General features: G+C 73.1%; 17 protein-coding genes. 11 read left to right on the plus strand and 6 right to left on the minus strand.

Features of this window, described 5'->3' with window-relative positions:
• Positions 1 to 19: 19 nt before the first annotated feature.
• Positions 20 to 919, minus strand: a complete 900-nt coding sequence (locus tag AB0K65_RS09340) for a DUF4184 family protein (protein WP_365715163.1) — start codon at positions 917 to 919, stop codon at positions 20 to 22.
• A 188-nt stretch (positions 920 to 1,107) separates the two neighbouring features.
• On the opposite strand from AB0K65_RS09340, the gene AB0K65_RS09345 reads away from it, so the two are divergent.
• From AB0K65_RS09345 to AB0K65_RS09355, 3 genes are all read left to right on the plus strand, one after another.
• A complete protein-coding gene (locus AB0K65_RS09345; RefSeq protein ID WP_365715164.1) occupies positions 1,108 to 2,847 on the plus strand; it encodes a lytic murein transglycosylase in 1,740 nt (579 codons plus the stop codon).
• Between the two features lie 200 nt (positions 2,848 to 3,047).
• The gene (locus AB0K65_RS09350) at positions 3,048 to 3,188 is read left to right on the plus strand and encodes an SPW_0924 family protein (protein ID WP_365715165.1); all 141 of its coding nucleotides are present in this window, start codon (positions 3,048 to 3,050) and stop codon (positions 3,186 to 3,188) included.
• A gap of 13 nt (positions 3,189 to 3,201) precedes the next feature.
• The gene (locus AB0K65_RS09355) at positions 3,202 to 4,191 is read left to right on the plus strand and encodes a DUF3068 domain-containing protein (RefSeq protein WP_365715166.1); all 990 of its coding nucleotides are present in this window, start codon (positions 3,202 to 3,204) and stop codon (positions 4,189 to 4,191) included.
• On the opposite strand, the gene AB0K65_RS09360 is transcribed toward AB0K65_RS09355, so the two are convergent.
• Positions 4,175 to 6,817 carry an ATP-dependent helicase C-terminal domain-containing protein gene (locus AB0K65_RS09360; RefSeq protein ID WP_365715167.1) on the minus strand — a complete coding sequence of 881 codons (2,643 nt, stop codon included), beginning with the start codon at positions 6,815 to 6,817 and terminating at the stop codon, positions 4,175 to 4,177. The two genes, AB0K65_RS09355 and AB0K65_RS09360, sit on opposite strands and share 17 nt — an antisense overlap.
• A gap of 87 nt (positions 6,818 to 6,904) precedes the next feature.
• Positions 6,905 to 7,732, minus strand: a complete 828-nt coding sequence (locus AB0K65_RS09365; RefSeq protein WP_365715168.1) for a methyltransferase domain-containing protein — start codon at positions 7,730 to 7,732, stop codon at positions 6,905 to 6,907.
• Positions 7,733 to 8,074: 342 nt separating this feature from the next.
• Between AB0K65_RS09365 and rpsA the strand changes: the two genes are divergently transcribed.
• Positions 8,075 to 9,577 (plus strand): 30S ribosomal protein S1, encoded by a 1,503-nt coding sequence (rpsA, locus tag AB0K65_RS09370; RefSeq protein ID WP_132915486.1) that lies wholly within the window; start codon positions 8,075 to 8,077, stop codon positions 9,575 to 9,577.
• A gap of 130 nt (positions 9,578 to 9,707) precedes the next feature.
• On the opposite strand, the gene AB0K65_RS09375 is transcribed toward rpsA, so the two are convergent.
• Positions 9,708 to 10,655, minus strand: a complete 948-nt coding sequence (locus tag AB0K65_RS09375) for a right-handed parallel beta-helix repeat-containing protein (protein ID WP_365715169.1) — start codon at positions 10,653 to 10,655, stop codon at positions 9,708 to 9,710.
• A 242-nt stretch (positions 10,656 to 10,897) separates the two neighbouring features.
• Here AB0K65_RS09375 and AB0K65_RS09380 point away from each other — a divergent pair, with 242 nt between their 5' ends.
• The 3 genes from AB0K65_RS09380 (at position 10,898) to AB0K65_RS09390 (ending at position 13,085) form a co-directional block, all read left to right on the plus strand.
• On the plus strand, positions 10,898 to 11,836 hold the full coding sequence (locus AB0K65_RS09380) for a PAC2 family protein (RefSeq protein WP_365715170.1): 939 nt from the start codon (positions 10,898 to 10,900) through the stop codon (positions 11,834 to 11,836).
• A 78-nt stretch (positions 11,837 to 11,914) separates the two neighbouring features.
• Positions 11,915 to 12,523, plus strand: a complete 609-nt coding sequence (coaE, locus tag AB0K65_RS09385) for a dephospho-CoA kinase (RefSeq protein WP_365715171.1) — start codon at positions 11,915 to 11,917, stop codon at positions 12,521 to 12,523.
• 178 nt (positions 12,524 to 12,701) lie between these two features.
• The gene (locus AB0K65_RS09390) at positions 12,702 to 13,085 is read left to right on the plus strand and encodes a tetratricopeptide repeat protein (protein WP_365715172.1); all 384 of its coding nucleotides are present in this window, start codon (positions 12,702 to 12,704) and stop codon (positions 13,083 to 13,085) included.
• Positions 13,086 to 13,135: 50 nt separating this feature from the next.
• On the opposite strand, the gene AB0K65_RS09395 is transcribed toward AB0K65_RS09390, so the two are convergent.
• Positions 13,136 to 13,423: a DUF6343 family protein gene (locus AB0K65_RS09395; RefSeq protein ID WP_365715173.1), complete on the minus strand. Its 288-nt coding sequence runs from the start codon at positions 13,421 to 13,423 to the stop codon at positions 13,136 to 13,138.
• Between the two features lie 218 nt (positions 13,424 to 13,641).
• Here AB0K65_RS09395 and AB0K65_RS09400 point away from each other — a divergent pair, with 218 nt between their 5' ends.
• Together AB0K65_RS09400 and AB0K65_RS09405 are read left to right on the plus strand one after the other, a co-directional pair.
• Positions 13,642 to 14,337: a class I SAM-dependent methyltransferase gene (locus tag AB0K65_RS09400; RefSeq protein WP_365715174.1), complete on the plus strand. Its 696-nt coding sequence runs from the start codon at positions 13,642 to 13,644 to the stop codon at positions 14,335 to 14,337.
• Positions 14,338 to 14,443: 106 nt separating this feature from the next.
• Entirely contained in the window at positions 14,444 to 14,899 is a 456-nt protein-coding gene (locus tag AB0K65_RS09405) for a DoxX family protein (protein ID WP_365715175.1), read from the plus strand.
• Between the two features lie 45 nt (positions 14,900 to 14,944).
• On the opposite strand, the gene AB0K65_RS09410 is transcribed toward AB0K65_RS09405, so the two are convergent.
• Complete coding sequence (locus AB0K65_RS09410; protein ID WP_365715176.1) at positions 14,945 to 15,277, minus strand: hypothetical protein; 333 nt, start codon at positions 15,275 to 15,277, stop codon at positions 14,945 to 14,947.
• Between the two features lie 198 nt (positions 15,278 to 15,475).
• Between AB0K65_RS09410 and AB0K65_RS09415 the strand changes: the two genes are divergently transcribed.
• Complete coding sequence (locus AB0K65_RS09415) at positions 15,476 to 18,325, plus strand: DEAD/DEAH box helicase (protein WP_365715177.1); 2,850 nt, start codon at positions 15,476 to 15,478, stop codon at positions 18,323 to 18,325.
• Entirely contained in the window at positions 18,322 to 19,611 is a 1,290-nt protein-coding gene (locus tag AB0K65_RS09420) for an SWIM zinc finger family protein (RefSeq protein WP_365715178.1), read from the plus strand. The genes AB0K65_RS09415 and AB0K65_RS09420 overlap by 4 nt, the downstream gene beginning before the upstream one ends.
• Positions 19,612 to 19,720 lie beyond the last annotated feature (109 nt).

Here is a 19,720-nt window from a genome sequence, read left to right on the forward strand (position 1 = left end):
CCCGTCATGTCGCGCCCGGTCAGCGAGGGCCCCGTCGGGAGCGCACCGGCTCGCGGTCCCTCCCCGCCGCCTCGGGCGCGGCGGGCGCCGTGCGCAGGCGCACGACCGCCCCGTACAGCACCAGGCCGAGAGCGAGGCCCGCGCCGCCTCCGAAACAGGCGGTCGGGATGACGTCCAGCGGCGACTCGATCCGGCCCCAGTACGCGTACCAGCGCAGGCAGCGGTGCACGATGCCGGCGAGGACGCATCCTCCGATGAGTCCGGCCGCCAGCCGGCGCCCGCGCCGGTCGACCACCGGAAGCGCCGGAGCCGGTTCCTCCCGGCGTGCCTCCGTCTCCGTGGCCGCCTGTGCCCCGTCCGCGGGAGGCGTGCGCAGCGCGCGTGCCGTGAACCACACCAGCAGCAGCAGAGCCAGCGCCGAACCGCCGTACTGCGCGTACAGGTAGACGGGGAAGCCGGCCACGACGTCCCCGAGGAACGGGATCGCGCGGGTCCCCCAGCGGTCGAGGTGGGTGAAGGAGTCCCACACCACGTGGGTCGTCGCCCCCAGGACGGCGGAGACGCAGAACCACGCGGCCAGGGGCAGCGGCCGCCGGTCCCGCCAGGGGCGGCCCCGGACGAACGCGTACACCCGTGCCCGCCGGCCGGCCGGCAGCAGGGCCACGAGCGGCTCACGCACCATCAGCCAGAGTGCCACCAGCAGCGCGGTGATGAGCACGTCGACCGTCAGGATGCCCAGCGGAGCGTGCGTGACGTCCCCGAACATCATCGCGTCGGGGACCGCCGTGGCCGTGAAATAGGTCATGTCGGGCGAGAAGGACCCTGCCACGAGCGCCGACGCCACCAGCGGACCCCGTCCCCTTCCGTCTCTCCTGATGCCGGGCAGCACCGCCGCGGCATGACTCAAGGTGAACGGCATCGGATCTCCCCCTTCGACGGTCCGCCCAGTATGCGGGAGTGATTTCGTCGGAAGCGGGGGCAGCCAAGTGGTGACGAAAGCGTGAAAGCCGGTCAGGCGCCGGTGCCCGCAGGCCCGGAGTTGTCATAGGGTCTCCTGAGTCCACGCGCGGGGAGCGCGGGTGTACTCGAGGGGGAGGGACCATACGCATGGCAGCGCAACTCGGCCGTCGGCTGCGCAGGGGAGCCACGAGCGGGGCCGTCGTCGCCGCGGCGGTCGCGGCGCTGGCCGCTTCGCAGGCACCGGGCGTGGCACCGCCTCCCACCGACAACGCGAGCGGCGACCAGTCGATCGGCGCCGGTGACGCGACGACGCCCCCGGACGGCTCGGCCACCGGTCAGTCGCCGTACTACACCGACCTCCCGCCGCTGAACACCCCGAACAAGCCGGGGACTTCCGTCGACCTGCCCATCGTCACCGGCCCCGCCGAGGCGGGCATACCCGCGACCGTGCTCGCCGCGTACAAGCGCGCGGAACAGTCCATAGCCTCCAGCGACGCCTCGTGCCACCTGCCCTGGCAGCTGCTCGCCGGCATCGGCAAGGTCGAGTCCGGCCAGGCGCGGGGCGGCCGGGTGGACGCCAACGGCACCACCCTCTCGGCGATCCTCGGCCCGCAGCTCAACGGCGTCGGCTTCGCCAACATCTCGGACACCGACAACGGCGCGTACGACGGCGACGCGAAGCACGACCGCGCGGTCGGTCCGATGCAGTTCATCCCCTCCACCTGGGCGACCTGGGGTCAGGACGCGAACGGCGACGGCCGTAAGGACCCCAACAACATCTACGACGCCGCTCAGGCCGCCGGCCTCTACCTCTGCGCCAACAACCGCGACCTCGCGGTGAAGGCGGACCTGGACCGGGCGATCCTCAGCTACAACCGCTCGACGGAGTACCTGCGCACGGTGCTCTCGTGGTTCGAGTACTACAAGCGCGGCACCCACCAGGTCCCGGACGGTACGGGCGTGCTGCCGGTCGACCGCAGCGACAGCTCCTCCGGCGACACCTCGCCCACGCAGACGACGCCGACGGCCCCCGTGACGCCGTCCCCGTCGAAGCCGCCGACCACGGCGAAGCCCAAGCCGCCCACGCCGGGCACGACCCCGACCACCCCGCCGCCGGCCCCGCCGGCGACCGTGCGGGTGGTCCGCATCAAGGACGCCGGCACGGGCGCGCTCACGGCGACCGCCGGTGGCGTCTTCGCCGGGCGGCCCACGGTCGTGGCGCTCGACGCGGCGGGCAAGCCGGTCGCCGGGCTCAGCGTGCGCTTCGAGATCACCGGCACGACCGGTGCCAACTTCGGCGGCGTGGCCAAGAGCCTCACCCTCACCACGAACTCCACGGGCAAGGCCGTCACCCCGCTCCTGCGGGCGGGCGAGCAGCTGGGCACCTTCACCGTGCGGGCCACGGTCGTGGGCCGGACCCTCGCCCCCGTCGAATTCGACGCGACCGTCACCGCTCGCGAGGCCGACACCCTGGTACGCAGCGACGCCAAGGCGCTGACCGCGACGACCGGCGGGCAGTTCGCCGACCGGGTGCTCGTCAAGGCCACCCTCGACGGTGCCCCCGCCGCGTCGGTCGCCCTCACCGCCACCATGGTCGGCTCGGCGCAGGACTCCGGGGCGGCCGGGAAGGGACCGTTCTTCAAGGACGCGAACGGCGATCCCGTACGGACCCTGACCGGCCTCAAGACGGACGAGAACGGTCTGCTGACCCTGCCGGACATCTACGCGGACGGCGAGGCGGGCACGTTCCTGCTCCGGCTGACCGCGCCCGGCGGCGGCAGCGTGCTGATCGAGCTCACGGTGACCGCCCCGGCCCCCGAGCCCACCCCGTCCCCGTCGACGTCGCCCGACGGCTCGCCGTCGCCGACGCCCAGCTCCACCTCCTGACCGCACGGACTCCGGTCCCGCACGCGTCCCCGCGCCGCCCCTCCGTCCCTCCGGACGGAGGGGCGGCTCTGTGTGCGGGGGAGGGCCGCCGCCCGGCGACGAAGCCGTGTTCTGGGTGCAACGTGTTCTCATCTCACGGCCCCGTTGCTACGGTGCCCCCGCCCTGACGCCGCATCAGTTCGAGCACCGGGAGGCCGACCGTGCGTGCCCTCGTCGCCGCAGCCCTCGGGCTGGTCCCCGTCCTCCTCGTCATCCTGCTCGTCTCCGTGGTCGAGCTGCCGCCAGACGGCCCCACCTCCCCCCGCCCCCTCCTCACCGCCGACCCCGGCCCCAAGAAGTAGGAGGAGCCCTTCCATGCGCCGCCGAGCGAGCCTCGTCCTGCTCTCCTTCGCCGTCTTCTTCGCCGCGATGGCCCCCACCCTGCGCTGGTACGCCTTCCCCCGGCTGGCGAAGATCCCGCCGAACCAGTACCAGGAGACCGTCCTGGAGGCGAAGCCGGCCACCCTCCTCAACTACTCCACGCTCAAGGCCGAGAAGATCGAGAAGATCACGATCATCCAGACCCTCAAGGGCAACGTGGAGGAGTCGAGGAAGATCGAGCGAGACGCCGGCCGGGACGTGGTCGTCTGGGACTCGCTCTCCTTCGTGGCCGGGCCGGACGGCGCGATGGTGTCCCGGATCCCCGAGCGGTACATCTTCGACGCCCACACCCAGGACCCCGTCCACGCCACCGGCGAGATGGTCGACGGCGACCCCGTCCGGCGCGAGGGCATCGAGTTCAAATGGCCCTTCCTCACCGAGAAGCGCGACTACCGGTACTTCGACGCCCAGACCCGGACCTCCGCCCCCATCCACTACCAGGGCACCCGGACCTTCCGCGGCCTGGACGTCTACTACTTCGAACAGACCATCCCCTGGACCAAGGTCCCCATGCCCAAGACCATGCCGGTCAAGGGCATCACCCCCGAGATCCTCGCCGGTTCCGGCCTCACCCGGTGGTACACCACCCGGCGCATGTTCTGGGTCGACCCCGTCACCGGAGCCCCCGTCAACGGCGAGGAGATCCACAAGGAGGAGCTCCGCAACGCCCGGGCGATGATGGGACAGGACACCGTCACGGTCTTCGAGGGCCATGTGAAGATGCGCGAGGACTACATCACCGCCGTCGTCGAGCTGGTCGAGTCCAACCGCCTGATGGTCCTGCTGCTCGTCTCCTATCTGCCGTGGACCTTCGTCGTCCTCGCCCTCACCCTCCTCGCCCTCGCCCTCTGGCTCGAGGCGCGCTCCCGGCGCCCGGAAGCGGACCCCGGCCCGACGCCGTCGCCCGTCACCGCTCCCGTCTGAGCCGCGCGCTGGTGTGCCGGGTCGGCTCCGCGGCCCCGGGATCCTCCGGCCACGGATGCTTCGGATAGCGGCCGCGCAGCTCCGCCCGCACCGCGCGGTACCCCTCCTTCCAGAACGAGGCCAGATCGGCGGTGACGGCCGCGGGACGGCCGGCGGGGGAGAGGAGATGGACCAGGACGGGGACCCCCGCCACCCGGGGCGTCTCGGCGAGCCCGAACATCTCCTGCAGCTTCACCGCGAGCACCGGCTGCTCCCCGCCGTAGTCGACGCGTATCCGCGAGCCGCTCGGCACCTCGATCCGCTCGGGCGCCAGCTCCTCCAGACGCGCCGCCTCGCCCGTCGCCCACGGCAGCAGCCGCCCGAGCGCCTGACCGGCGTCGATCCGGCCGAGATCGGCGCGCCGCCGGGCCCGGGACAGCTCGGGCTCCAGCCATTCATCCGCCCGGTCCACAAGCGCCCCGTCCGAGACGTCCGGCCAGGGCTCGCCCCGCACCCGGTGGAGGAAACCGAGCCGCCCGCGCAGCTCCTCCGCGTCCCGGCTCCACCGCAGCAGCCCCGGACCCTCCCGGCGCAGGCCGTCGAGCAGCGCCTCCCGCACCGCTCCGGGAGCGGCCCCGCCCCCGAGCGGCCGCGCCGCCAGCTCCACGGCGCCCAGGCGGGACACCCACCGGGCGACGACGTCCCCGTCTTCCCATCGGACCTCCTCACCCGAGGCGAGCAGATGCCCGGCGGCCGCCCGCGCCACCTCCTCGTCCACCACGGCCGCCAGCCGCACCCGCGCCGTGGCGTTCTGCGCCGTCCGGTCCGCGACGGCCACGGCCAGCCACGGAGCGGTCCGCAGGCCGGATCCCTCGGCGAGCTCGGCGCCCGTCCCCGACACCATCAGGAACCCGCTGCCCTGCCGCGTCCGTGCCACCCGCTCGGGAAACGCCAACGCCGTCACCAGCCCGGCCGCGGAGTCATCCCCCGTCCCCGCCGTCCCCGAAGGGGCGGAAACGGCGACCGGTTTCGGGGCCCCCTGGCCTTCCGTGCCGTCCGGCCGCACGGCGGCCGACCGCTCCGCATCCGGTCCGACAGAGGCCGGGCGCGGTGCCCCCGCGTCGACGGCCGACCGCTCCAGACGCCGCGCCTCCGCCTTCCAACGCGCCCCGTATCCGTCCGCGCCCCGTCGAGCCGCCCGCCAGGCCGCCGAGAGATCGTCGCCGTACTCCCGTGGGGGCTCCTCGCTGAGCAGCGCCACCACCTCGGCGGCCCGCCGCGTGCCCACCGCGGGCGCCCCGTCCAGGAGAGCCCGAGCCAGCCGGGGATGCAGGCCGAGCCGGGCCATCCGCACCCCCCGCTCCGACGCCCGACCGTCCTCCTCCACCGCCCCGATCGCCGTCAGCACGGAACGGGCCGCCGCCATCGCCCCGGCCGGCGGGGCGTCGAGCAGGGCGAGACCGGCCGCTGAGGGGTCACCCCAGCACGCCGCCCGCAGGGCGAACGAGGCCAGGTCCGCGATCCTCATCTCCGGGGACGGGAACCTCGCCCGGCGTCCGTCGTCCGCCTCGGCCCAGCAGCGGTACACCGTGCCGAACGCCTCGCGCCCCGCCCTGCCCAGGCGCTGGGTCGCCCCGGCCACCGAGACAGGCACCGTCGCCAGCGAGCCGAGACCCCGGGCATGGTCCGTCCGCGGCTCCCGGGCGAGCCCTGAGTCGACCACGATCCGCACCCCCGGCACCGTCAGGCTCGACTCCGCCACGGCCGTCGCCAGGACCACGCGCCGCCGTCCGCCCGGCTCCGTCCCGCGCAGCACCGCGTCCTGGACCGCCGCCGGGGCGCGGCCGTGCAACTGGAGCACCTCCGCGTCCAGGCCGGCCAGCATCCCAGCCGTCCGGGCGATCTCGCCCGTGCCCGGAAGGAAGCAGAGCAGGTCGCCCTCGTGGCGCTCCAGCGCAAGCCGCACCGTCGCCGCGACGTGACGCAACAGCGCCGGATCCACCCAGGTGCCGTGCGCCGGCCGGATGCCGGCGGGCGGGGGAGCGAACAGGACGCGGCACCCGTGCCCCTCTCCCGTCGCCCGCACGATCGGCGCGGGACCGGACCCGTCGAGGACCGTGAGGAGTTCCGCCCACGCCTCGGCGTCGCTGGTCGCCGACGCCGCGATCAGCCGCAGCTCCGGCCGCAGTGTCGCCCGGACGTCCACCAGGAACGCCATCGCCGTGTCGGCGTCCAGATGACGCTCGTGGCACTCGTCGAGCAGGACGACGTCCACGCCCGACAGCTCGGGATCCCGCTGGAGCCGCTGGAGCAGGACGCCCGTCGTCACCACCTCGATCCGGGTGGAGGGCCCGGCCCGGCGCTCACCGCGGACGGAGAAGCCGACGGCCTCGCCGACCTCCTGGCCGAGCAGCCACGCCATCCGCCGGGCCGCCGCCCGTACCGCCATCCGGCGCGGCTCGGCCACCAGCACCCGCCGCCGCGGCCCGTCCCCTATGAGACCGGCCAGGGCGAGCGGCACCAACGTCGTCTTGCCGGTGCCGGGAGGGGCGTACAGCACCGCCGCGCCGCGCTCGTCCAGCGCGCTCAGCAGCGCGGGGACGGCATGGCGGACGGGCAGAAGGTCGAGTGCGTCGTGTCGGATCACGCACTCAGTCTCATACGTCGTCACCGGCGGCGGGCACGGCTGTCCACAAGCCCCATGTGTTCAAATGACCGGCGGTGATGCCGTGAGTCAGTCCCGTTCGCAGACGAAGATCGCCGTGCCGGGGATCAGATGGCCCCGCAGCGGGGACCAGCCGCCCCACTCCTGGTCGTTCCACGCGGGCCACTCCGGCTCGACGAGGTCCACCAGGCGGAACCCGCCCGCCACCACGTCCCGCACCCGGTCCCCGATCGTCCGGTGGTGCTCCACGTAGACGGCCCGGCCCTCCTCGTCCTGCTCGACATAGGGGGTGCGGTCGAAATAGGAGGCGGCGACGGACAGGCCCTCGGGCCCCGGCTCGTCCGGGAACGCCCAGCGGATCGGGTGGGTCACCGAGAACACCCAGCGGCCGCCGGGGCGCAGCACCCGGCGGACCTCCCGGAACACCCTGACCGGGTCCGCCACGAACGGAACCGCGCCGTACGCCGAGCACGCCAGGTCGAAGGAGCCGTCCCGGAAGGGCAGCGCGCCGGCGTCCGCCTCGACCAGCGGTACGTCCTCGCCGATCCGCAGGGCGTGCTGGAGCTGCCGGTGGGAGAGGTCCATCGCCACCGGCCGGGCGCCCTGCCGGGCGAGCCAGCGCGCGCACTGCGCCGCGCCCGCGCCGATCTCCAGGACGTCCCGGCCCTTCAGCGACCCGGCCGGCCCCAGCAGCCCGGCCTCGGCCTCGTCGAGTCCTTCGGGGCCCCAGACGAACCGGTCGTCCCCGAGGAACGCTCCGTGGTCACTCTGGTACTCGTCGGCGTTCCTGTCCCACCAGCCACGACTCGCCCGGGTGCTCTCCGCGTCGTCGGCGTCACGCCGCGTCGCCTCCGGCTCGAAGTCGCTCTCGTCCTGCCGTCCGTACTCTTGGTTCATCTCGCCCGTCGATGTAGTTTGCGCTCAGCGCGGCGGTGGCCTTCGTGGCCAGGACGGCCGCGAGTGGCTTGAGTTGTGCCGGTTATGCGGCGATCCGCCCCGGGTGCGCGCTTCGCGCATTGACCCTGTCCGGCTGCCCCCGTATGCTAAAGGTTGCGCTGCGGGCCTGCGCGCCTCAGACGGAGCAGGCCGCGCTCGTACCTGTTGTATGTCCCCTCGGTTTTCGGGGCGCCACCGTTCGCGGATCGGCGCTTCATTGGCTGTCCGGCTTCTTGGTGCGATACGGGCTCACGGCGTAGCAGTACCTACGACTTTCTGTCCGTAACCGGAGCCCTTTCCCACATGACGAGCAGCACCGAGACCACCGCCACCACCCCGCAGGTTGCGGTCAACGACATCGGTAACGAGGAAGCCTTCCTCGCCGCGATCGACGAGACGATCAAGTACTTCAACGACGGCGACATCGTCGACGGCGTCATCGTGAAGGTCGACCGGGACGAGGTCCTGCTCGACATCGGTTACAAGACCGAAGGTGTCATCCCGAGCCGCGAGCTCTCGATCAAGCACGACGTCGACCCGAACGAGGTCGTCAAGGTCGGCGACGAGATCGAGGCCCTTGTCCTTCAGAAGGAGGACAAGGAAGGCCGCCTGATCCTCTCGAAGAAGCGTGCCCAGTACGAGCGCGCCTGGGGCACCATCGAGAAGATCAAGGAAGAGGACGGCATCGTCACCGGTACCGTCATCGAGGTCGTCAAGGGTGGTCTCATCCTCGACATCGGCCTCCGTGGCTTCCTCCCGGCCTCCCTGGTCGAGATGCGCCGGGTCCGCGACCTCCAGCCCTACGTGGGCAAGGAGCTCGAGGCGAAGATCATCGAGCTGGACAAGAACCGCAACAACGTGGTCCTGTCCCGCCGTGCCTGGCTGGAGCAGACCCAGTCCGAGGTCCGCCAGACCTTCCTCACGACCCTCCAGAAGGGTCAGGTCCGCTCCGGCGTCGTGTCCTCGATCGTCAACTTCGGTGCCTTCGTGGACCTGGGTGGCGTCGACGGTCTCGTGCACGTCTCCGAGCTGTCCTGGAAGCACATCGACCACCCCTCCGAGGTTGTCGAGGTCGGCCAGGAGGTCACCGTCGAGGTTCTCGACGTGGACATGGACCGCGAGCGTGTCTCCCTGTCGCTGAAGGCGACGCAGGAGGACCCGTGGCAGCAGTTCGCCCGGACGCACCAGATCGGCCAGGTCGTTCCCGGCAAGGTCACCAAGCTGGTTCCGTTCGGTGCGTTCGTCCGCGTGGACGAGGGCATCGAGGGTCTGGTCCACATCTCCGAGCTGGCCGAGCGCCACGTGGAGATCCCGGAGCAGGTCGTCCAGGTCAACGACGAGATCTTCGTCAAGGTCATCGACATCGACCTCGAGCGTCGTCGCATCAGCCTCTCGCTGAAGCAGGCCAACGAGTCCTTCGGTGCCGACCCGGCCTCGGTCGAGTTCGACCCGACCCTGTACGGCATGGCCGCGTCCTACGACGACCAGGGCAACTACATCTACCCCGAGGGCTTCGACCCCGAGACCAACGACTGGCTCGAGGGCTACGAGACCCAGCGCGAGGCCTGGGAGACCCAGTACGCCGAGGCGCAGCAGCGCTTCGAGCAGCACCAGGCTCAGGTCATCAAGTCCCGCGAGGCCGACGAGGCCGCCGCTGCCGAGGGTGGCGCCGCCGCTCCGGCCGGTGCCCCGGCGGGCGTCTCCGGTGGTTCGTACTCCTCGGAGTCGGACGACACCTCCGGCGCCCTGGCGTCGGACGAGGCCCTGGCTGCCCTGCGCGAGAAGCTGGCCGGCGGCCAGAGCTGAACGCTCTGACCACCAGCTGACAGGCTGAAGCGAGAAGGCCCGTTCCCCTCTGGGGGAGCGGGCCTTCTCGCCTTCTGCGGCGGTCCGGTCGAATTCCGGCCGCCCGGTCTCCTCGGTGCGGCCGGACGCGTCAGGGGGTGACGGGGATGTTCGTCAGGCCCTTGCCCCCGGTCACCGTGTTCGAGCTGTAGACCGTCGTCGGGCAGCTGCCGCTCCGGTTGGTCACGTTGATCGCCAGCTGCTTCGGTCCGGTCGCACCCGTCAGATCGGAGTGGTTGCCACGGAAGACCGTGCCGCAGCCCCAGCCGCTCTGTTGCGTGTGGGTCTCGAAGCCGTTGTCGGTGGTGTTGCGGCCGGTGTTGTTCTCCACCAGGACGTTGTTGCCCTTCACGTCGACCCACGAGTCGTCGAAGTTGGCGCCGGTGAGACCGCGTCCGTCGAACGTGTTGCCGATGATCCTCGCGCCGGTGGTGCCCTCCTTGATGTCGACCGCCTCCCCGCCGACGTCAGGGCCGATGATGTTTCCGACGATCTGAACGTTGTCGCTCTTGTCCGAGAGGGTGTTGGCGGAGCCGACGTAGACGCCTTCGCCCATCCCGCGGCCGTCGTTCCCGGTGTCGTAGATCCTCGAGTTCCTGATGACGCCGTTCCTGCTGGACTTGCGGAAGTGCACGCCCTCCATGTCCAGACCGTGCACCGTGACGCCGTCGATGACCACGCCGTTCGCCGTGTCCGCCATGATCCCCTTCTGGCCGCCGGTGACGGTGACACCCTTGACCGTCCAGTACGAGGCGCCGTCGAGATGCAGACCGTAGCCGCCGCCGGCGGTGAGCACGGCGCGCGAGGAGCCGGTGAGCGTGATCCGGGCGGCGGACGTTCCCGGCGTGGTGGCCTTGAAGTTGCCGGTATACGTCCCGTCGGCGAGGTGGATCGTGTCCCCGGGCCTGACGCCGGCCAGCGCCGTCTTGAGCTGGGCGGTGGTGGACACCTCGATGGTGGCGGCGGTGGCCGGAGGGGCGGCGAGGGGAACGGCGAGGAGGGCCGGGAGCAGGGTGAGGAGCAGAGTGCGGGTGCGCATGGGGGTGCCTTCCCGTAAAAGCGTGGCGTTCTCGCCGGAGCGGCCGCTCCGCGCGAGGGGGTTCTCGTATGTGTACGGCGAACGACAGGCTGAACGCTTGCTGCTCCGTGACGGTAAAGATGGCCACATGTGCATGTCAAGGTCTGGACCAGAGGGCGAAGAGATCGGCATAGGCCGCCGCGGGGGAATGCCCTCGCTCCGTGCGGCGTTCCCCTGACGGAACGCGAGGAGGAGCGGTAATCGTGCTTGATCCCCAGGATTTGTACGAATGGGACCAGAAGGGCCTGGCCGTGGTGGACGTGGCCCTGGCGCAGGAGTCGGCCGGGCTGGTCATGCTCTACCACTTCGACGGATACATCGACGCGGGTGAGACCGGCGAGCAGATCGTCGAGCGCCTGCTGGACACCATGCCGCACCAGGTGGTCGCCCGCTTCGACCACGACCGGCTCGTCGACTACCGGGCCCGCCGACCGCTGCTCACCTTCCGGCGCGACCGATGGACGGCGTACGAGACGCCGGCCATCGAGGTGCACCTCGTCCAGGACGCCACCGGGGCGCCCTTCCTGGTGCTGTCCGGCCCCGAGCCGGACGTGGAGTGGGAGCGGTTCGCCGTCGCGGTCCGGCAGATCGTCGAACGCCTCGGCGTGCGCCTCGCGGTGAACTTCCACGGCATTCCGATGGGGGTGCCGCACACCCGCCCCGTCGGCCTCACCCCGCACGGAAGCCGCACGGACCTCGTCCCGGGCCACCGCAGCCCCTTCGACGAGGCCCAGGTGCCCGGCAGCGCCGAGGCCCTGATCGAGTACCGGCTGACGGAATCCGGCCACGACACCCTGGGGATCGCCGTGCACGTCCCGCACTACATCGCGCGGGCTTCCTACCCCGACGCCGCGCTGACCGCCCTGGAGGCCATCACGGCGGCCACGGGGCTCGTCCTGCCGTCCGTGGCGCACGCCCTGCGCACGGAGGCGCGGCGGACCCAGACCGAGATCGACCGCCAGATCGGTGAGGGCGACGAAGAGCTGGTGGCGCTGGTCCAGGGTCTCGAGCACCAGTACGACGCCATGGCGGGCGCCGAGACCCGCGGCAGCCTGGTCGCCGAGCCCGTCGACCTGCCCTCGGCCGACGAGCTGGGCCGCGAGTTCGAGCGCTTCCTCGCAGAGCGTGAAGGCGAGGCGTAAGGCTCCCCGGACCGTCCGGCGCGAGCGGACCCCGCCCCCGCCGGACGGCGACCGGGCCGGGGTCCTAAGCTGCCGCTCATGCTGAAGGTGGGCCTGACCGGCGGTATCGGCGCCGGCAAGAGTGCAGTGTCACGGCTGTTCGTCTCGTACGGAGCCGTGCTGATCGACGCCGACAGGATCGCCCGTGAGGTCGTCGAGCCCGGGACCCCGGGGCTCGCGGCCGTCGTCGAGGCGTTCGGGACCGGGATCCTCACGGAGGAGGGGACACTGGACCGGCCGAAACTCGGCGCGATCGTCTTCGCCGACTCCGACCGACTGGCCACCCTCAACGCCATCGTCCATCCGCTCGTCGGCGCCCGCTCCGCCGAGCTGGAGGGCCGAGCGGGCCCGGACGACGTGGTCGTCCACGACGTGCCCCTGCTCACCGAGAACGGGCTCGCCCCGCTGTACGACCTCGTCGTGGTCGTGGACGCGTCGCCCGAGACCCAGCTCGACCGGCTCGTGCGCCTGCGGGGCATGGCGGAGCCCGAGGCGCGGGCCCGGATGGCGGCCCAGGCCACGCGCGCGCAGCGGCGCGCCGTCGCGGATCTCGTCATCGACAACGACGGCCCCTTCGAAGCGCTGGAGCCGCAGGTGCGGAAGGTCTGGGCCGACCTCGTCCGGCGGGCCTCGACCGAAGGCCGCTGAAAGGATCCGGCCCGGGCCCATGGCGCCCGCGCGAGCGGGCGGTGGGGCCCACGGCCGATCGTCTCCGGCTCCGGCTGGGTAAGGATCGCGAAGGGGGCGGCGGTGGGATCGTCATCCGATACGGAATACCGCCGCGGTCCCCGATGTTGAACCGCCGGAGCAAGGGAAGGATGCCACCGTGGCCGAGAGGAACCCCGAAACCCACGTCATCGACTTCCGCGCCGCCGAGCAGCTGCTCGCCGCGCGTGACCCGCGCGGTGCCGTGAAGCTGCTCGACTCGGTGATCGCCGCCCACCCCGAGAACACGGCCGCCCGTCTGCTGCGTGCCCGCGCCTTCTTCGCCGCCGCGCAACTGCGTCCGGCCGAGCTCGAGTTCGAGCTGGTCCTGGAGCGGGAGCCGGACAACGCCTTCGCGCACTTCGCGCTCGCCCGCACCTTCCAGCGGTCGGGCCGTCCCGACCAGGCCACCCGGCACTTCCGGCTCGCGGCCGCGCTCGACCCGAAGCCGGAGTACCTCCGGGCCGCCCGCTTCGGCGCCGAGGACCGAGCCGCCGAGGACTGAGCCAGGGGCGGTCCGCCAACCGGTCCGGTCAGCGGGGAGTGTCCCCGTGATCACGGTGAGGAGCGGCCCCCCGGAGGCGTGCCCCGGTGGTCCGGCTCGTAGGGCGGGACATCGCGGCCCGGCTGCCAGTGCGGCCCCTGCCGAAGGCGGCGCAGAACCGTCACCATGTCGGCCAGGACCACGAGGAACAGCACGCCGCACGCGGCCGCCCACCCCGGCCGGCCGATCAGGGCGAACGCCGTCACCCCGAAGCCCGCCCAGAGCAGACCCCACAGACTCAGCCAGAACCGCAGGCGCAGGGGGCTGCGCGCGGTCGCCGGTTCACTGCCCGTACGCATGACGATCGCATCTCCCCAGAGGCCGGAGCGTCCATTTACGATGTACCCGCCAGGAGCGTTCGGGAACGCGGTGCGGCGGCCAGGGGACACGACCGGAGGGGCTCCGAGGCGGCCCGTGTTCGATGCTCGTTCACTCGTACGGGCGATATCGGGTCGCCCCCGCCCACCGGGGGAACGGCGCCGCGCGCCCCCGCGTTCTCCGGGGCATGAGGGGACCGATGCGTGAGGGACACGAAGGGACGGGAGCCGGGGCGATCACCCCGGACGGATGCGCCGTCGAGCTGTACCGGCGGCTCGCGGTCGGGAACGAGCCCGACGTGATCGCCGCGGCCGTGCCACCCGGCGCGACGCTGCTCGAATTGGGCTGCGGCGCGGGCCGGGTGACAGGGCCGCTCGTCGAGCGGGGGTTCGCTGTCACCGCCGTCGACGAGTCGGCGGAGATGCTGGCCGCCGTCCGGGAGCGGGTGCCGGGCGTGGAGACCGTGCTCAGCCCGATCGAGGCACTCGACCTGGGCAGACGGTTCGACGTGGTCATGCTCGCGTCGTACCTGGTCCACACGGCCGAACACGACACGCGCCAGGCGCTGCTGGAGACGTGCCGACGGCACGTCGAGGACGACGGCTGTGTGCTGATCCAGCGCGAAGGCGAGAACTGGCACCGCGAGGTACCGCGCGAGCGCGTCGACGCCGCCGGCTGCACCGTACGGATCGTGTCGGCACGACCGGTCGGCGACGGCGTCGACGCGGTCCTCGCCGAGTACCTCTTCCCGGACGCGCGGTGGACGCAGACGTTCCTGTCGCGGCCCCTCGCCCCGGAGGACTTCGAGCGCCATCTGGGCGAGGCCGGCCTCGTCGTGGACACGACCCTGACGGACGACGGCACATGGGTCCGGGCGCGCCCCAAGTCGCCCTGACGGGAGTCCGGTTCGGGCACCATGGCGGCGATGAGTTTGCGGCTCCCGGACCGTCTACCTCTGTGAAAGCGAAAGCGCACGCGACGCCGACACGAGGAGATCCACCATGGCCACCACCACGACCGCCACCACCGGCACCGCCCCGACGCCCGGCTCCGACGCCGTCCGTCGCCAGGGACGCCGCCTCGACATCACCGTGCGCGTGCTCCAGATCCTCCTCGCCCTCGCCTTCGCCGTTCCCAGCGCCGCCCCCAAGCTGGTCGGCCACTCGTCCGCCGCCGAGTCCTTCGACGCGATCGGCTGGGGCGACTGGCTGATGTACACGGTCGGCGCGCTCGAACTGGCCGGTGCGATCGCGCTGCTGATCCCGATCCTGTCGAGCGCCTCGGCGATCGCGCTCACGGGCCTGATGATCGGGGCGTTCGTGACGCAGATGAGTGTCTTCGACGGCCAGTACGCCCTGACGCCGCTCCTCTTCGCCGTCCCGCTCGTCGTCATCGCCTGGACGCGCCGCCACCACAACGGGGAGCTGCTCGCCCTCGCCCTGCGCCGCCGCGCCTGAGAAGGGCGGGCGGGGACGAGGCCCTGCCCGCCTCCCGGCCGCCGCTCAGTGCACGAGGCTGTAGCTCCGCCAGGGCCTCGTACCCGGCGCGATCGAGTCGGAGGTCATGGTGGCCACGTAGATGCCGTCCCCCCGGCAGCCCGGCGCCGGGTACATGACGATGTCGACCAGCGACCCGTTCTCGACCCTGGTCGCGCCGGCCGGTGCCAGGCGGTGACAGCCCTTGACGGAGGGGCTCGTCACGGAGACCACGACCTCGTTCGGGGTCTCGTACGTGATCGGGCCCACCGCCGTCCGGCCGAGGCCGGAGCAGCCCGCGACGGAGAGAGTCAGGAGCGCGGCCCCGGCGGCGATGCCGAGACGCCGGTGAACGGACATGGCGGATCCTCGTCTGTCGGGCGAAGGCGGCAGAACCCGTCCGCAGCCTGTTCCACGTCACCATGCCCCCCGGCGGGGCGACTGTCACCCGCTGTTGGGCCGCCCGGGGGAAGCGGGGGAGGAGGTCGTTGTCAGACCCCACCCGTAAGGTCGGAAGTCCAGTCGGAATCCGAGCCGGATCGGGAGGTGAGCAGCGCCGTGAACCACACCCTGCACGCGTGCGCCGCCGTCTTCCTTCCGGCCGCCCTGCCCCGCGAGGGCCGTGTCGCCTTCTGGGCGCCCGACGGAGGCGCGCTGCCCGAGCTCCTGGCCGAGGACGCGGGCGACGCCCGGCCCGCGGGCCGGCTGACCGTCGGGCGCCGCCACGGCGCCGGGGCCCGCGGGCGCACGGTGCCCGCCGTCATCCTGCCCGTCGCCGACGCCCTGCCCCACCTGATCGCGGCCCGCCACCACCCCGGAGCGCACCCCGCCACCGCCTGCTGGGGCGCCGCAGCCCTGCACGCGCTGCACCTGACGTCGCGAGGGCGTCTGCTGCCCGGACTGACCGCGGACGACCACGACGCCTGGCGGGCGGGGCCGCTCGACGCCGACGACATCGCCCATCTCCGGGCCGTCGCCGCCGCCATGCCGTACGAGGCCCACGCCGTGCCGGTCCCCGGGCGCGGCCCGCTCCGGGTGCACGAGCCCGAGGCGCTCGTGCGGGCCTTCCTCGACGCCGTCGCCGACACCCTGCCCCGCACCCCCGCCGCGGCCCACGCGGCCGGGGCGCCCTTCGCCGCTCGTGAGGCCCAGCACCTGCCCCGCGCCCGTGCCTGGGCGGCCGAGGCCGCGGCCGGCATGGACGCCGGCGTCCGCGTCTCCCTGCGCCTCGACCTCGCCGGCTACGAGCTGTTCGACATCGCCGAGGAGGGCGGCGACGAGCGGCAGGCGGCCGCCGCCCTCGTCCAGGTGCACAGCCTCGCCGACCCCACCCTCGTCATCGACGCGGCCGCCCTCTGGGCCGGCGAGGGTGACGAGCACTTCGGACCGCGCGCCCGGATCGACGCCCTTCTCGCGGTGCGCCGGGCGGCCCGCGTCTGGACACCGCTGGGCCGGCTTCTGGAGCGCGACGTGCCCGACGTGCTCGCGCTGACCGAGGACGAGCTGTACGAGCTGCTCGGCCCCGCCACCGCGCGGCTCGCCGACGCCGGCGTCGCCGTCCACTGGCCGCGCGAGCTGGCCCGTTCCCTCAGCGCCTCCGCCGTCGTCCGGCCGGCGCTGTCCGCGCCCGGCTCCGCCACCGACGGCACGGCCTTCTTCGACAGCGAGGAGCTGCTCCGCTTCAACTGGCAGCTCGCCCTGGACGGCGACCCGCTCAGCGAACGCGAGATGGACGTCCTCGCCGAGGCCCACCGGCCCATCGTGCGCCTGCGCGACCAGTGGGTCGTCGTCGACCCCGCGCTCGTCCGCAAGGCCCGCAAGCGGGAGCTGGGCCTGCTGGAGCCGGTCGACGCCCTCGCCGTCGCCCTCAGCGGCACGGCGGAGGTGGACGGCGAGACCGTCCCCGCCGTGCCCGTCGGCGCGCTCGCCACCCTGCGGGACCGGCTCGTCGCCGGTCCCGAGGCGGTCGCCCCGCCCGACGGCCTCGACGCCACCCTGCGCGACTACCAGCTCCGGGGCCTCGCCTGGCTCGACCTGATGACCTCGCTCGGCCTCGGCGGCTGTCTCGCCGACGACATGGGCCTCGGCAAGACCGTCACCCTCATCGCCCTCCATCTGCGGCGCGCCCGCCGCGCGCCCACCCTCGTCGTCTGTCCCGCCTCCCTGCTGGGCAACTGGCAGCGGGAGGTCAGACGGTTCGCCCCCGGCGTCCCCGTGCGCCGCTTCCACGGCGCCGACCGCTCCCTGGCCGGCACCGACGGCGGGTTCGTCCTGACCACGTACGGCACCCTGCGCACCAGCGCGGCCCGACTGGCCGAGCACGAGTGGGGCATGGTCGTCGCCGACGAGGCCCAGCACGTCAAGAACCCCTTCTCCGCGACCGCGAAGGCGCTGCGCACGATTCCCGCGCCGGCCAGGGTCGCCCTCACCGGCACGCCCGTGGAGAACAACCTCTCCGAGCTGTGGGCCCTCCTCGACTGGACCACTCCCGGCCTCCTCGGCCCCCTGAAAGCCTTCCGCTCCCGCCACGCCCGCGCGGTGGAGAACACCGAGGAGATCGAGAACGACGAGGCCGTCGAGCGGCTCGCCCGGCTCGTCCGGCCGTTCCTGCTGCGCCGCCGCAAGTCCGATCCCGGCATCGTCCCCGAGCTGCCCCCCAAGACCGAGTCCGACCACCCCGTGCCCCTCACCCGCGAACAGGCCTCGCTCTACGAAGCGGTGGTGCGGGAGACCATGGCGCAGATCGAGGAGGCCGAGGGCATGGCGCGCCGCGGGCTCGTCATGAAGCTGCTGACCTCCCTCAAGCAGATCTGCAACCACCCCGCCCAGTACCTCAAGGAGCAGTCCGCGAAGGGCGGCGGCACGGCCCGGCTCGCCGGCCGGTCGGGGAAGCTCGCCCTCCTCGACGAACTCCTCGACACGATCCTCACCGAGGACGGCTCCGTCCTCGTCTTCACCCAGTACGTCTCCATGGCCCGGCTCCTCGCCGACCATCTGGCCGCCCGCGCGATCCCGGCCCAACTGCTGCACGGCGGGACGCCCGTCGCCGAGCGCGAGCGGATGGTGGACCGCTTCCAGTCCGGCGAGGTGCCGGTCTTCCTTCTCTCCCTGAAGGCGGCGGGTACGGGACTCAACCTGACCCGGGCCGGTCATGTCGTCCACTTCGACCGCTGGTGGAATCCGGCGGTCGAGGAGCAGGCCACCGACCGGGCCTACCGCATCGGGCAGACCCAGCCGGTGCAGGTGCACCGGCTGATCGCCGAGGGGACGGTCGAGGACCGCATCGCCGAGATGCTCCGTGCCAAGCAGGCCCTGGCCGACGCCGTCCTCGGCTCCGGCGAGGCGGCGCTGACCGAACTGACCGACCGCGAGCTGGCCGACCTGGTGTCGTTGAGGAGGCCGTCATGACCCCCCGCCCGTCCCCGGGCGGCCGCCCCGCCCTGCCGCGCCCCGACGACCGCCGCCGCACGTTCCCCCAGCTCGCGCCCCGGGACGCACGGGACGGACGGTTCGCCGCCACCTGGTGGGGCAACGCCTGGGTGGACGCCCTGGAGGACACCGCCCTCGACCCGGCCCGTCTCGCCCGCGGCCAGGCGTACGCCCGGCGGGGCCACGTCGACGCGATCACGGTCACGCCCGGCCGGGTCGTCGCCTACGTCCACGGCACCCGCCCCCGCCCTTACCGCTCGGAGATCCGGCTGCGCACCCTCGGCGACGACGACTGGGAGCGGTTCCTCGACAAGGCGGCCGCCCGACCAGACCACATCGCCGCCCTGCTCGACAAGGACGTCCCGCACGCCCTCGAGGCGGTCACCGGCCTGCTGCCCGCTCCAGGCGACCTGATCCCCGACTGCTCCTGCCCCGACGACGGCTTCCCTTGCAAACACGCCGCCGCCCTCTGCTACCAGGCCGCGCGTCTTCTCGACGAGGACCCCTTCGTCCTCTTCCTCATGCGGGGCCGCGGCGAGCAGGAGATCCTCGCCGCGCTGACCCGGCGCAACGCCGCACGCTCCGCCGCGGAGGCCGGCGCCGCCGCGCCCGCCCTGGCGACCGTCCTCGCCCGCAGCGTCCTGGCCCCGACCGCCGAGGACACCGTCCCCCGGCCGCTGCCGCCCCTGCCCGCGCCGCTCCCCGCCCCCGCCCAGCCCGGCCGCCCGCCCGTCCACCCGCCGGACCCGGACGCCCCCGACCCCCTCGCGCTCGACCTGCTCGCCTCGGAGGCCGCGGCCCGAGCCCACGCGTTCCTGATCACGGGCCACGACCCCGTCGCCGCCCTCACCCCCTGGCAGGACGCCGTCCGGCTCGCCGCCGCTCACCCCGGCTCGGGCCTCACCGCGTCGACCCGCGCCCTCTACCGCGACCTGGCGTACGCCCTCGACAGGACCCCGACCGAACTGGCGCGCGCGGTCGCCGCCTGGCGCCAGGGCGGGCTCGCCGGTCTCACGGTCCTGGAAGAGCCCTGGGACCCGCCCGCGGGCCCCTTCGACCGGGCCCGCCCCGCGCTGCTCGCCGCCGACCACCCCGCCTTCCGGCCCTGGCGGAACCGTCTGTCGACCCGCTCCCTCCAGCTCCGCTACGGGCGGGACGGCCTCTGGTACGGCTACGAATCGGACGCCGACCGAGAGGACTGGTGGCCCCGGGGCACCCCCGACACCGACCCCGTCGGCGCCCTCACCGACCTGCTGGGACGGTGACGACGAGACGCTTCCGGGCCGTCGGAGGCCACCGGGAGCGAGAAGCGGCCAGGAATGCTGCCCACGAACGTTCGAGTCATACCCACTCGAAGGAGTGAAACAGCCCTTT

The sequence above is a fragment of the Streptomyces sp. NPDC053755 genome (assembly GCF_040677675.1).
Lineage (GTDB): Bacteria > Actinomycetota > Actinomycetes > Streptomycetales > Streptomycetaceae > Streptomyces.